General features: G+C 56.3%; 11 protein-coding genes. 2 read left to right on the forward strand and 9 right to left on the reverse strand.

Features of this window, described 5'->3' with window-relative positions; genetic code table 11:
- Window positions 1-117 precede the first annotated feature (117 nt).
- The 5 genes from CSQ86_RS07970 to CSQ86_RS07990 form a co-directional block, all read right to left on the reverse strand.
- Window positions 118-1,446 (reverse strand): ABC transporter substrate-binding protein, encoded by a 1,329-nt coding sequence (locus CSQ86_RS07970; RefSeq protein WP_100494587.1) that lies wholly within the window; start codon window positions 1,444-1,446, stop codon window positions 118-120.
- Window positions 1,447-1,605: 159 nt separating this feature from the next.
- Window positions 1,606-3,663 carry a glycoside hydrolase family 43 protein gene (locus CSQ86_RS07975; protein ID WP_100494588.1) on the reverse strand — a complete coding sequence of 686 codons (2,058 nt, stop codon included), beginning with the start codon at window positions 3,661-3,663 and terminating at the stop codon, window positions 1,606-1,608.
- Window positions 3,664-3,673: 10 nt separating this feature from the next.
- On the reverse strand, window positions 3,674-4,474 hold the full coding sequence (locus CSQ86_RS07980) for a carbohydrate ABC transporter permease (protein WP_100494589.1): 801 nt from the start codon (window positions 4,472-4,474) through the stop codon (window positions 3,674-3,676).
- A 15-nt stretch (window positions 4,475-4,489) separates the two neighbouring features.
- Window positions 4,490-5,485: a carbohydrate ABC transporter permease gene (locus CSQ86_RS07985; RefSeq protein ID WP_100494590.1), complete on the reverse strand. Its 996-nt coding sequence runs from the start codon at window positions 5,483-5,485 to the stop codon at window positions 4,490-4,492.
- Between the two features lie 469 nt (window positions 5,486-5,954).
- Window positions 5,955-6,983 (reverse strand): LacI family DNA-binding transcriptional regulator, encoded by a 1,029-nt coding sequence (locus CSQ86_RS07990; RefSeq protein ID WP_100494591.1) that lies wholly within the window; start codon window positions 6,981-6,983, stop codon window positions 5,955-5,957.
- Between the two features lie 403 nt (window positions 6,984-7,386).
- Here CSQ86_RS07990 and CSQ86_RS07995 point away from each other — a divergent pair, with 403 nt between their 5' ends.
- Together CSQ86_RS07995 and CSQ86_RS08000 are read left to right on the forward strand one after the other, a co-directional pair.
- On the forward strand, window positions 7,387-8,604 hold the full coding sequence (locus CSQ86_RS07995) for an ATP-binding protein (protein WP_100494592.1): 1,218 nt from the start codon (window positions 7,387-7,389) through the stop codon (window positions 8,602-8,604).
- 131 nt (window positions 8,605-8,735) lie between these two features.
- Window positions 8,736-9,566, forward strand: coding sequence for an aldo/keto reductase (locus CSQ86_RS08000; protein WP_100494593.1), 831 nt, complete (start codon window positions 8,736-8,738; stop codon window positions 9,564-9,566).
- Window positions 9,567-9,584: 18 nt separating this feature from the next.
- On the opposite strand, the gene CSQ86_RS08005 is transcribed toward CSQ86_RS08000, so the two are convergent.
- The 4 genes from CSQ86_RS08005 to pgi all read right to left on the reverse strand — a co-directional run bounded on the left by CSQ86_RS08005 (window position 9,585) and on the right by pgi (window position 13,483).
- The gene (locus CSQ86_RS08005; RefSeq protein WP_165773803.1) at window positions 9,585-10,013 is read right to left on the reverse strand and encodes a DUF1893 domain-containing protein; all 429 of its coding nucleotides are present in this window, start codon (window positions 10,011-10,013) and stop codon (window positions 9,585-9,587) included.
- 6 nt (window positions 10,014-10,019) lie between these two features.
- Window positions 10,020-10,604, reverse strand: a complete 585-nt coding sequence (locus tag CSQ86_RS08010) for an ECF transporter S component (RefSeq protein ID WP_100494595.1) — start codon at window positions 10,602-10,604, stop codon at window positions 10,020-10,022.
- 24 nt (window positions 10,605-10,628) lie between these two features.
- Complete coding sequence (locus CSQ86_RS08015; protein ID WP_207761568.1) at window positions 10,629-11,537, reverse strand: DUF362 domain-containing protein; 909 nt, start codon at window positions 11,535-11,537, stop codon at window positions 10,629-10,631.
- 245 nt (window positions 11,538-11,782) lie between these two features.
- Complete coding sequence (gene pgi, locus CSQ86_RS08020) at window positions 11,783-13,483, reverse strand: glucose-6-phosphate isomerase (protein WP_100494596.1); 1,701 nt, start codon at window positions 13,481-13,483, stop codon at window positions 11,783-11,785.
- Window positions 13,484-13,718 lie beyond the last annotated feature (235 nt).

The raw sequence follows: 13,718 nt of genomic DNA on the forward strand, positions 1-13,718 counted from the left end.
CTCAAACAAACAATGGCGAAATCATTGCGATTCCGCCATTTGTTCTATCCCGCTGTGCGATTTACCGTCTACAATCCGCGCACGATTCTTATTGAGAACCGTTCGCTGCGGAGTTGGTTATCGTTCAATCGACTCATTGACCTGCTGGATGGACTTCAGAGCGGATTCCACCGTGGCATCGCCGGTGTAGATGTTCTGCATCTGCACGCCAATCTCATCATTCAGCTCCTGGGAAGTGAGCTTGCGTTGGAGCTTGGATTCGGCCTGGCCCTTGGTTACCAAATCAATGCTGGTCTTCGCGGATTCGGTGGCGTCAGACGGCACTTCGACCTTCATATCCTTATCTACCGGCGCACCCTGCAGAGTATTGATCCATTCCTGCTGGCCCTCACCAGTGGTCATGAACTCGATGAACTTCATCGCGGCCTCCTGCTTCTTGGAGTCCTTGTTCACCGCCAAGCCAAAGTCCACGCCGGTGGTCGGACCGGTGGCCTTGTCGCCGACTGTCGGGAATTCCATCATGCCCAGCTCATCCTTCTCTACTGCGGTACCTTTGGTTTCATCGTTGGGCAGTACGGCGGAAACATGCCAGGAGCCAGTCGGGAAGAACGCGGTCTTACGAGCGTAGAAGTAGTTATCGCGGGCATCCGGGTAGGTGGCCGTTCCCACGGCACCATCCTGGAACAGACCATCATCGATCATCTGCTTCCAGGCCTTCATGGTCTTGACGAAGGTCTCATCAGTGAACTTGGCCTTGCCGTCGGCAGCCTTGTACACATCACCTTCCCCATACTGATTGGATAGCCACACGAAGATATCATCCAAATGCCAGCCATCCTTCGCGCCGAGTGCCATTGGCATCAGCCCCTTAGAAACCAGCGTCTTGTTGGCCTCCACCAGCTCGTCGTAGGTGGTCGGCACCTTGACGCCGTTCTCGTCCAGCAAGGTCTTGTTGTACAGAATGTACTCGGAGCCGGAGGTGATGGTCGGCATGGCCACCATCTTGCCATCCGAGTTGGTGGTCTGCTCGACAGCACCTTCAGCGACCTTGGAGTCCCAGCCTGGCATGTATTTGTCGGCCAGATCCTTCATATCCTCGGCGAATCGGCCGTACTGTTCCACTGTGGATCCAGCCTGCACACCGAACACATCCGGGCCTTCGCCACCAGCCATCGAAGTCTGCAGCTTCTTCTGGTAATCAGCCATTTCGGAAGTACGCCACCAATCAATCTTGATGTTCGGATACTTCTTCTCGAATGCGGCGTAAATGCTCTTCCACTGAGCATCAGTGGGCTGCCAAGTCCAGAAAGTCAGGGTTACCGGATTGTCTGCAGTGCCCAATCCTTCGTCGGAACTGGAACCCGAACCGGAGCCGCAACCTGCCAGCAGACCTGCTGACATAGCCAGCGCACCTATTGCAGCGATTGTCTTCTTCATGTTGAACATGATGTTCTCCTTATTTCTCTTGTTTCACACCGTTGTGGAAAGCGGAATTGATGATGTTTGTTGTAATGACGAGTTGAAGGAATAGAGGGACGTATCACGGCTGACGCTTAGGCGAGGAGGAACCCGACCAGCCGTGATGCGATGATTTAAGCGATGGCTTTACGCTCCTTTCCTATTAGCGGACACGAGAGCGGTCCTCGTATATCCGGTCAAAGCAGTGCGGTCAAGCGTGATGCAAGCCTGCTGCAATCCATCTTCGCCAAGCGGCACTTGCCAGCTCTTGCCACGGACATGAATGCGCAGCAGGCTGTTCAGTGATTCGATGCGAACAGTGACTATCGCTCGACCAAACTGGTCGCGGCGAATCTGATCGTTCAGCTCACGCAAGCGTTCCGGCTGAACGACGGCATCCAACGCGGTGCCATCATGCATGAGCTCGACTCCGGCCGTGGTGATGGACAGGCGGTAATCGCCCATGGCGATCAGTGTCTGGCCTCGATCCGTTTGCGAAGCGAAATCCAGAACGAAACGATTGCCATGCAGCGGTGCGCGCAGCGTGATATCGGCGGGTTTGACGCCGTGCGGTCGCACGCCATCGCTGATGGTCAGCAATCCGCTCGACTGAATCTCACGACCGAAGTCGCGCAAGCGGGCGCCCCACAGATCCACGTGTTCGGTGGCCACATATGCGCTGAACGCCGCAGCCGTACGCAAGGCGAACAGGCCAGCACGCCCGGGCCGGTCACTTATCGTGCAGGATTCGAAGACACGACCGTCGATGGTGACATCCAGCCGGCAGTAACGCCGTTCAACGCGGTAGTCATGCCAGGCTACGAAATCGAACCCCTCGAACCCAGTACGAACAACACGTTCGGAAGCGACACCACCAATCACATCAATGACTGAGACAAGGCGGCGACCCGCATCAATTTCGACTTTGGTGAGATTGTGGTCATCCGTATAACGGACTATGAGACCGAACCTGGCACCCAGCGGAGTCACTGGCGCTTTGGCCCATACATCCAACACCTGCGTGGCGGATGGCTCACCGGCCACCGCAAGGAATGTACCGGATTCGTCGGCGATCAGGGCTGCGGAGGCGGCCTCATCTGAACTTGCACCGGCCGAGGCATGCGCGGCACCGGAAATCAAGGTCCACTGATCCGCCAGCCCCTGCGCAAAGTCATCCTGTATGTTGCCGCTCAGTGGAGCATCCTGCTCATCAGCGGTAGGACCAAGCGTGTCAAGCCCGTTTTCCGCGTAATAGAGCGGATCGATACGCATCACACGCTGTTCAGTGCCCACATACAGCTCATCAGCGGCATTGCGGCCGTGGTACACAATCCAATCATCAATGGCGTTGGGAGCTTTGACGATGGAATTATGCCCGGTGCCTTCCACTTGCGGGCTGCGAATCAGCAGTGGGTCAAAACTGGAACTGTTGAGATGTTTGGTCCAATCGAGGGTATCGACGTGCGCTTGTGCTGGATCGGAAGGCAGCGGAGCGGTGGAGTAGCCGACAAAGTAATCCTCGTGCTCATAGGCATTGGCGGAATAGGTGATGAAGGCGCGGTCGCGGTAGGTGAAATACGTGGCGCCTTCCACGGTATGCCAATCGCGGCCATCACCGAAACGGTTGCGGGCGAAGATCTCCTCATCCATCGTGGGCACAATAAGCGGACGCGGCTTATCTTCACGAACAAACGGGGTGACCAGTCGATCAATCATCACCGAGGTACCTGGCCGGTCCTCGGATAGGCCAGTGACCTGATTGTCTGCGTAGAGCAGATACAGTTGGCCATCATCGCCCCAGACTACCTGGGAATCGATGGCGAAGGTGTTGAACAGCTCCGCGCGCTTCTCGAATGGGCCAAGCGGATCGACGCTGGTGGCCACGCGCATGATTTCGTTGTGGGTGTCCACCTCGTTCTCTGGCATGTTCGAGAAATACATGTGGAATACGCCGTTGATGAGAATTACGGAGGGTGCCCAATAGTTTTTGCGCCCGACCTCGGTGTAGCAATACCCACGTGAGGTCCAGTGAACAAGATCGGGAGAAGTGGAAACCAAGATACCGTGCTCGTCGGTGGCATAGCAGTAATACAGACTGCGATAGCGAATGACGAACGGGTCCGGGGCGGTATGGATGTTGCCATCCGCATACGGAGTCGGGTTCACATATGTGCGACCGGTCAGCGGGGCGATTGTTGCGAACATCTTACTCACCTCAGCTCTTGACGGCGCCGGCGGTGATGCCGGACTGCAGCCATTTCTGGCTAATCAGGTAGACGATGATGGATGGGATGGTCATGAGAATCAGGGCCGCGTATTCCTGCGCCACCATCTCCGGAGTCTGGCTGCGGGTTTCCATGAAGTAGGTGGAGGCCAGCGTGACCGTGTACTTGGATTCATCGCGGATGAGCAGCAACGGAATCAGGTACTCGTTCCAGGAGTAGACGAATGTGAGCACGCCTGTGGTGGCGATCATTGGGGTGGAGATCGGCATCAGGATGCGCAGGTAGATGCGCCAGGTGGAGCAGCCATCCACTCGTGCAGCTTCGATGATCTCGTTGGGGATACCGTCGAAGTAGTTGCGCCAGAGCAAGAGCATCTGCAGGGCGTTGAAGGCCACAAGCGGAATGATCATGCCGAGGTAGGTGTTCGTCAGGCCGAAGGTCTTGATGGTGAAGAACAACGGCATGGTCACCGATGCGATTGGTACCGCCATGCAGGCGAGCATCAGTACGTAGATAACGTTCTGACCGATGAACTTCATCTTCGAGAAGGCGAAGCCTGCAAGCGAGGTGATGAACACTACAACGATTGCGGTGACCAGTGCGATGAACAACGAGTTGAACACCACACGGAAATAATGCACATCCGGATTGGCGATTACCGAATGGTAGCTGGCGAAACCACCGACCTGCAGTGACTTGGTGATAGCCGTAACGATGGGGAACAGCCAGATGGCCAGGAAGAAGAAGAGGACCACGTACATGATGATCGTGGTGCTGAGTTTGCGCTTCATGGTACCGTCCTTTCTTTACTTGTTGGCCTTGTTGTTGACGATGACTTGGATGATGGAAAGCACCACGGCGATGATGAGCACCATAACGCCGATGGCTGCGGACAGACCGCCATTGAATTGCTGCACGCCGGCCTTGTACAGGTAGGTGTTCAGGAACTCGGTGGATCGACCAGGGCCGCCGCCGGTGGTCTGGATGACGATATCGAATGTCTTCAGCGAACCGACGATGCCAAGCAGAATCAAGGTGTTGGTGGTGCCGGACAGGTTCGGAATGGTGATGCGGAAAAGCGTGTTCCAGAATCCGCAGCCATCGATTTTTGCGGCTTCATAGATGTCTTCGGATATGGACATGAGGCCGGCGTAGTAGATGATCATCGAGAAGCCCATCCATTCGAAGATGTTGATGGCGCAGATCGAGTACAACGCGATTTTCGGGTCACCCAGCCAGCTTTGCGCGAGGAAATCCAGATGCAGGAAGCGGAAAGCCTCATTGATGGCGCCGACATTCGGATCCATGATGATGCGGAAGATGGCTGCGATGATGACAGGTGCCATAGCGATAGGCATGAAGAAAATGGCTTTGAAGAGGTTCGAGCCACGTAAGCGCTCTTTAAGAATCACTGCGAGGAGCAGACCCAGGCCGGCCTGGATGACCACAGTGACCACCATGAAGATGATGTTGTTCTTCAAGGCTGTCCAGAACACCGAACCGGGAGCAAGCAGCTTCGCATAATTTTTCAGTCCGATGAAGTCCATCTCGTCAGAGATGCCATCCCAGTCGGTAAATGAAGTAGCCACGGTGAAACCGATGCAGTAGTAGATGAATACACCGGACAGAATGACCAGTGGCGCGATGAACAGGTATGGACGTAGCTTGCTTTGCCAGGAGTTCATGGATTCGCCGCTCTTTGAGGCGCGGCGCCGCTCCGACTTCGCTGCGTTCACCGCCTCTCCCCTGCGGCTTGTTGCCGTTCCCGCTTTCACGGAAACGCTTTCAGCGCTTGCCGTCATAGTAACCTCCCTTGGTTCTCTCACAGGCTTTGTGAAACGTTTCAGAAAATGCGCGAAATAAACGCCGCAACAACCTCGCGGCCCTATCTCGCGAAACCTATCCGACGCTTCTGCGCACCGGTTTTCTAGAACGTTTCAGATTTCTTTGTTGGTAACGATTCTATAACAATTCAGAAGATTGTCAATTTACCGGTTTTCACACCCTTGGACACATTGGAATTGTTGGCGACACGCCGCACTGCGTCTCTCTTATTCAGCGTCTCATCCGTGCATTACAGGCAACCCGGTCTACGTAAACAGGCTCGAAATTTCAGGGAGCCGCGCATCTTTACATTACAGGCGTCCTAGTCTGCGCGAACCGACCAGGAATTTCGGGAACCACGAATCTTTGGTGACCTCGCCAACCGCTGCGTCTGCGGAAGAAGACCCACATGCCACAGCATGCGTCGCCTCACCGTGCCGTGAACCGCTACACCTGCGGAGAAGATGCGCGATATTTCAGCTGGAACCCCACATCGATACGACTCCTCGGCGCACGTGCCCTATTGTTGAGCTGATCAAGAATCGATTCAATCGCCAACTTGGCGATTTTCGCACGCCCCGGATCCACTGTGGTCAATGACGGAATGGTGTACTTTGCTTCATCAATATCATCGAAGCCCACCACACGAACGCTTTCCGGCACGCGCACGCGCATCTCGCGCAGCTGACTAATCACACCCATGGCAAGCAAATCATTCAACGCGAAAATACCATCCGGCCGAATGCCTTGCGCATACATGTCACGTACGGCTTTGGCCCCTTCCGCACTGGTCCATTCACCGATTTCGCGAACCAGTTCACCCCGCACGGACTGGCCATGATCGGCCAACGCATTCACATAACCTTTGGTACGCATCGAGCGGGATGACGGAACGGAATCATCCAAAGTTCCACCGACTACCGCAATCGTGCGGCAGCCCGCCTTCAGCAAATGCTCAGTTGCCGCCCTGGCTGCGGTCTCATTAGCCATCACCACATGCGGAGCCGGAGCACCGAACAGACGCTCGCCCAATACCACCAGAGGATAATCACCCTCAAGTTCGGGAATATCCTCCGTGCGTAACTGCGTGGGGCTCAGAATCAGACCATCGGTCATATTGCTGGCCATGGCACGAGCACTCTCGATTTCCCGCTGGCGATCATTACCCGTCGATTCGATAATCACCCGATATCCGTATTCGCGGGCCTGCTTGATGGTCTCTTCCGCGAGTTCAGCAAAATAAATCTGATTCAAATCAGGCAATGATAGCGAGATCAATCCAGTACGCCCGGAACGCAGGTTTCGAGCCTGTTGGTTGGTTACATAACCCAACTCATCTATGGCCTTCTGGATCCGCTCACGCGTGGACGGCCTCATATATGGGTAATCATTGAGATAATTCGAGACCGACGCCACCGAAACATGCGCGCACTTCGCCACATCATGAAGCGTCGCTTTGCGTGAGCCTGCGACCATCGAACTACCCCTTCACCCGGTTTCTGAAATATTTCAGATGCGGTTCCAGCATAGCCTATGGCATCGCGCCCGTACACAGTTCGGTGGCATCACTCGAACTGTGCGCGGAAAACGCACATAAGCAATCAAACGAACAATGGCGGAATCATTGCGATCCCGCCATTTTCTTATGTTCTGCTGTGCAATCGCCGCCTAACTCTAACGTTTCAATCAATCTTAGGGTTCACCACGATCGGTGAATATTCTGCTTATGTAAATCAAAGATTTTGATCTATGTAAATCGATGAGTATAATGTATGTAAATCATCAATTAGAACTTATGCAAATCGACTACTAACAATGCGTCGATTATGCTCGCCCTCCACAGCTCAATGTCACTAGGAGGCGGATATAGGAGCAGTCCATGATTCCTCGCGCACTTACTGCAAAACTGCTTTCCTTGGCGAAGCTTTTCCACGCGATCACGTTGACTGGGCCACGGCAAAGCGGTAAATCCACCCTTGTAAAAGAGACGTTCCCGGATTACCGTTACGTCTCGCTCGAGAATGAGGATATACGCGAGCTCGCATTGGATGATCCACGAGCTTTCCTCTCCAGATACGACAATCATGTGATTCTGGACGAAGTACAACGCGTCCCCGAACTATTTTCCTATCTTCAAGGCGTGATTGATCAACGCAATGAGCCCGGCCAATACATCCTTTCCGGATCACAGAATTTCCTACTCATGCAACGTGTCTCCCAATCGCTGGCCGGACGCGTCGCCGTGCTTCATCTGCTTCCTTTGTCCTATGCGGAAATCACCGCCTCCGGGCAAATTCCGGATACCATCGATAACTTTCTCTTCAACGGCTGCTATCCCCGTCCCGTGTCAATGGGCATTGATCCGGCCGACTTCTTCCCCAGCTATGTGGAGACCTATATAGACCGTGATGTCCGTACCGAACTCGGAGTCAGGAAAATACCTGAGTTCAACACGTTCCTCACGCTGTGCGCCACCCGCGTTGGCGAAGTCCTCAACATCACCAGCCTCGCCAATGATTGCGGAATCAGCGTCGAAACCGCCCGAGATTGGCTATCCGTTTTGGAAACAAGCTTCATCATCTTTCGACTGCACCCTTACCACAGAAACTACGGGAAGCGACTCATCAAAGCACCGAAACTCTACTTCTACGACACCGGACTCGCCGCGAACCTGCTGGGCATGGACTCCTCCAGCCAACTGCTCACCAGCCAATATCGAGGTAACCTGTACGAGAACGTCATCGCCGTCGAAATCATCAAACAGTACCAAGCAATCGGTCGCGAACCGAAACTCTTCTACTGGAGGGACAGCAATCAGAAGGAAATCGATTTCATCATTGAAAAGGGCGGACATCCCCAGTACGCCATCGAAGTGAAATCATCCACTACCTACAAGCCGAAGGCATTTGAAAACCTCGAGGACCTCGCCCCAGCAATGGGACTCGACTCCGACCACCGATACGTTGTCTACGGAGGCAACGAGACTTTCAGCACCCGGCACGGTCAAGTCATCGGCATCAGCGACATCGACAGGCTTGTCCCGGAGCCTGCACAGTTTGGCGGCGGTGCTCAAACTGTGCGGGGAAATCGCACATAAGCAATCAAACGAACAATGGCGAAATCATTGCGATTCCGCCATTTTTTTATGCTCTGCTGTGCGGTTCGCCGCCTAAAATCCCCGCACATTTCTTAATGAGAATGATTCGCTGCGGGGTCTATCCTTAAATCATGAACACACCAATGCCCCGGCTCGGTATGGGCACATGGCACTTAGCCGAAGGCCGGCACCCAGAAACCCAGGAGATCGCCGCGCTTCGCGCTGGTCTTGATGCAGGCATCACTCTGATTGATACCGCGGAAATGTATGCCGATGGGCGCGCGGAATCGCTGGTAGGCCGCGCGATTGCCGGCTACGACCGCTCCCGACTGTTCATCGTCTCCAAGGTATATCCGCATAACGCAGGCCGGCGGCATCTGCGCCGCAGTCTGGAGGCGTCGCTCAAGCGGCTCGGCACGGATTATTTGGACATGTATCTGCTGCATTGGCGCGGCTCGGTGCCGCTGGCAGAAACCGTAGAATGCATGGAACAGGCCAAGGACGATGGTCTCATTCGCAACTGGGGCGTATCCAACTTCGATACGAACGATATGCGCGAACTGTTCGCAACACCGGGCGGCGAGGCCTGTGCGGTCAATCAGGATCTCTATCATCTCGGTTCGCGCGGCGTGGAATACGACCTGCTGCCTTGGATGGACGCGCATGGCTTGCCGCTGATGGCATATTGCCCGTTGGCGCAGGCCGGCACATTGCGCCGCGGTCTGCTGGAATCGCCGGCTGTACGTACCGTCGCGTCCGACCACGGTGTCGAGCCAATCCAAGTGCTGCTGGCGTTCGTGCTGCACCGGCCCGACACCATCGCGATTCCTTGCAGCGGCAATGCCGAGCATGTGCGGGCCAACCTTCAGGCCCGCGATCTCAAGCTTTCCGCCGACGAGCTTGCATTGCTCGATCAGGCTTTCCCCGCCCCCACCAGCAAGCAACCGCTTGATATGGAGTAGGCGGCGGAGATCAAAGAATCAGCTCTGCATCAGCTTAACTACAGCTGCGCGGATAGCCGGCTCGGCGACGACTGGATCGCTAATGGTTGTCACCGACTGTTCGATTGGGCACATGCCGGTGCCGGTTCGATTGAGAATCATCGGCACTAGGGTGCCGTACGAAGCTTCGATACCGTTGCCCTGCAAGGTCGCTAGCCCTGCTTCGCTCATTGTCTCGGCATAGACGGCTTTAGCTCCGAGTTTGGCGTAGAGCAGTGCGGCGCCTTTGCCGACCACGCGGTCGGCGGCAGAGTAGCCAGCCAAGCTTTGCCCGGAGGCAAGCCATTGCAGCAGTGGACGCACTCCTCTGCCAGTGCCGGTCAGGGTTTCGGCGTCACTGCGGCAGGCCACGCATCCAAGTGCCGGGTCAGATTGCAGCAAAGCTTTCGCACGTTCAATATCAGACATCATTAATCAGTCGTGTCTGCGATCCACGACGAACATAATCACCGGGATTGCAATCCACTGCAGGACCAAGCCCGGCAGACCGGTCACAACTGCGGCTGCAACCGAGGCAACGGACATCTGGGCATTGCCGAGCAGATAAACAGCCACAGCAATCGCAATGGCATCAACCACACGGCCGGCAACCTGCGCACCGAGCAGTTTCATCAGCCAAGCGATGGGCGAAGGAATGGAGTTTGGCAGAGCCACTCCGCGCAATATTCCCGCGAACAGACCGTACGCTGCAAGCTCGATGACCATGAACGGCACCATCGGCGCCATTGGCATGCCGGTCAAGGCAAAGCTGATGATTGGAGCAAAAGCACCGGTTGCCGCGCCGGCATAAGGGCCAGCGAGCAATCCGACCAGCAGCACCGGCAGATGCATTGGCAACAGCGTCTGGCCAAGCGCAGTTCCCAAACCAAGCGCGGCACCGGCTACATGGAAAATCTGCGGCAACGCCACAGCGGCGATGACGGCGAGCGCGGCGGCTGCGGATTGGAATCTGACGGATGGCAGTGCGTAGGTGCGTACTGCAGTTGCATTGGTTTGCATAATGAAAACTCCTTTTTAGCGCTCTTACCGCTGATCAAGATCGATGAGATGGTAGTCACGCGAACCGAGGCCCATCTCCACGGCATGCTCGATGGTGTGGATACCGTGGCGGGATTCGATGCGTTCGATGAGCGGTTCCTTGTTGTCATGAGAAACGTAGACCATGTCCACGCAGGCCTGATCCACGGCCACCGGGTCGAGCGAGGCGCAGATGCCGATATCTGCCATGACGGGCGGGTGCGGGTTGCCATCGCAGTCGCAGTCCACAGAGAGATTGTTCATCACATTGATGAAGAACATATTGCCTTTGAGCGCATTGAACACGGCGGTTGCGGCTTCGGCCATTGCCTCGAGGAAGGAGTCCTGATCACCGCTGAACGGGTTAGGCAAGATCTCATCCTGACCGGAGTGCAGACGTTTCTTGCCGTTCGAGGAGGCCATGCCAATGGAGATGTTTTTGAGTGCGCCGCCGAAGCCGCCCATCATATGGCCTTTGAAGTGGGAGAGCACGGCGTAGTAGTCGTAGTTCGGGAAATGGGAGCCGACGATGTCACCGGTGATGCGCTTGCCGCCCTCGACTGGGATGGTGATTTCGCCTTCCTCGTCTTGGATGTCGCAAGGGGCGATGTCAAGGAAACCGTGGTCTTTGATGGTCTGCCAATGGTGTGCGGAGATATCGCGCGTGCCAGGATAGGCGGTGTTGCACTCCACAATGGTGCCGTTCAGATGCTGTACCAGGTCCTTGATGAGCGCCGGCTGGAGGTAGTGCGTATTGCCGCCTTCGCCGGAGCTGAGTTTGACGGCAACTTTGCCTTGCGGGCGAGCGCCGAGCGCCTCGTACACGCGCATCAGGCCGGCCGGGCTGATATCTCGCGTGAAATAGACGTTGGCCGCCATCGGATAGTCGGTATCGTGATTATGCGTGTCCACCATGTACTGCCTCCTTGCAGGTATGTTTTCAAGGGTACACCTCGCATATAAAAAGCCCGGCAGCATGACACTGCCGGGCTTGGTCTCTCCCTCAGTCACCTATCGGTGACAGCTCCCTCATCTTCAGGGAGCCAAAAAGGAGCACAGCGAAATCAGAACTCGCGACGTGAGCAGTCGCAAGACTGCTCACCAAACAACACAGCTGCGGTCGCAAGAACCGTGAGTTCTGATTGGAACGCAAGTGGAGATCAGAACTCACGGTTCTTGCGGTAGAACTCAATCAGGGACTGGGTGGAGGCATCCTGGGCGGCCAGAGCCTCGTCATCCTTGGAGATGGCCGGGGTGATCTGCTTGGCCAGCTGCTTGCCGAGCTCGACGCCCCACTGATCGTAGGAGTCGAGGCCCCACACGGTGCCCTCAACGAAGGTGATGTGCTCGTACAGGGCGATCAGCTCACCGAGGGAGAACGGGGTCAGAGCAACGCCGAAGATGGAGGTGGTCGGACGGTTGCCGGTGAACACGCGGGCCGGGACGATCTCTTCCGGAGTGCCCTCAGCGCGGACCTCATCGGCGGTCTTGCCGAAGGCGAGGGCCTTGGTCTGAGCCAGGTAGTTGCCGAGGAACAGCTCGTGCACGTCCTGGTCGCCGTCCTTGGTCGGGTTCGGGGTGTTGACGAACGCGATGAAGTCGGCCGGGATGAGCTGAGTACCCTGGTGAATCAGCTGGTAGAAGGCGTGCTGGCCGTTGGTGCCGGGCTCGCCCCAGAAGATCTCACCGGTTTCGGTGGTGACCGGGGTGCCGTCCCAACGCACGGACTTGCCGTTGGATTCCATGGTCAGCTGCTGCAGGTAGGCCGGGAAGCGGTGCAGGTACTGGTCGTACGGCAGCACGGCGTGGGAAGCGGCCTTGAAGAAGTTGCGGTACCAAACGTTCAGCATGCCGAGCAGCACGACGACGTTCTTCTCGAACGGGGTCTTGGCGAAGTATTCGTCGATCTCGTGGAAGCCGTGCAGGAACTCCTCAAAGCGAGCCGGGCCGAAGACCACAGCCAGGGAGGTGCCGACGGCGGAGTCGACGGAGTAACGGCCGCCGACCCAGTTCCAGAAGCCAAAAGCGTTGGCCGGGTCGATGCCGAACTCCTCAACCTTCTCCAGGTTGGTGGAGACGGCCACAAAGTGCTTCTTGATGGCCTCAGCACGCTGAGCCTCGTCGCCCTCGGCGATGGCGCCATTGGCGGTGAGCTCCTCGAGCAGCCAGGTGCGGGCTTCGCGAGCGTTGGTCAGGGTCTCCAGAGTGGTGAAGGTCTTGGAGACGATGATGAACAGGGTGGTCTCCGGGTCGAGGCCCTTGGTCTTCTCAGCCAGATCGTTCGGATCGATGTTGGAGATGTAACGGGCGGAGATGCCGGCGTCGGCGTACGGCTTCAAGGCTTCGTAAGCCATGACGGGGCCCAGGTCGGAGCCACCGATGCCGATGTTGACCACGGTCTCGATCTTGCGGCCGGTCACGCCGGTCCACTTGCCGGAGCGAACGTCGTCGGCGAAAGCGTAGATCTTGTCGAGGGTCTCGCGCACGTCCTTGACGGTGTCCTGACCGTCGACGATGTACTTGCCCTCGTCCTCAACCGGACGGCGCAGTGCGGTGTGCAGCACGGCACGGTCTTCGGTGTTGTTGATGTGCACGCCGGTGTACATGGCCTTGATGCGGTCGCCGAGCTTGACCTCGTCGGCGAGGAAGGTGAACAGGCGCAGGGTTTCCGGCTTGATCAGGTTCTTGGACAGGTCGAAGTGCAGGTCGCCTGCGTCGAAGCTCAGCTCCTTGACGCGGTCGGGATCTTCAGCGAACCACTTCTTGAGGTCGATGCCTTCGGCCTGAAGTTCGTCATAATGCTTCTGCAGCGCAACCCATGCAGGGGTCTTGGTGGCGTCAACAGGAGGATTGATTGCCATTGGAATTTTCCTTTCCTCGGTGACTGGAGCACCCTCGCACACAGTTCGGATATGCCCCGTATCACCAAACAGAATACTCACAAATTCGGACATGAACAGAACAAAAACAGTCAGTGTCGCAGAGTCGAACTACGTTGCCCACTCCAGAAACCTACTTATAGTTACCATCCGGTCACTCTCCGGCCGCGATTCGCTCGGCGTTTCTCGAATCACCTTATCCACACATCAAGCACGC

The organism is Bifidobacterium felsineum, from assembly GCF_002802915.1.
Lineage (GTDB): Bacteria > Actinomycetota > Actinomycetes > Actinomycetales > Bifidobacteriaceae > Bifidobacterium > Bifidobacterium felsineum.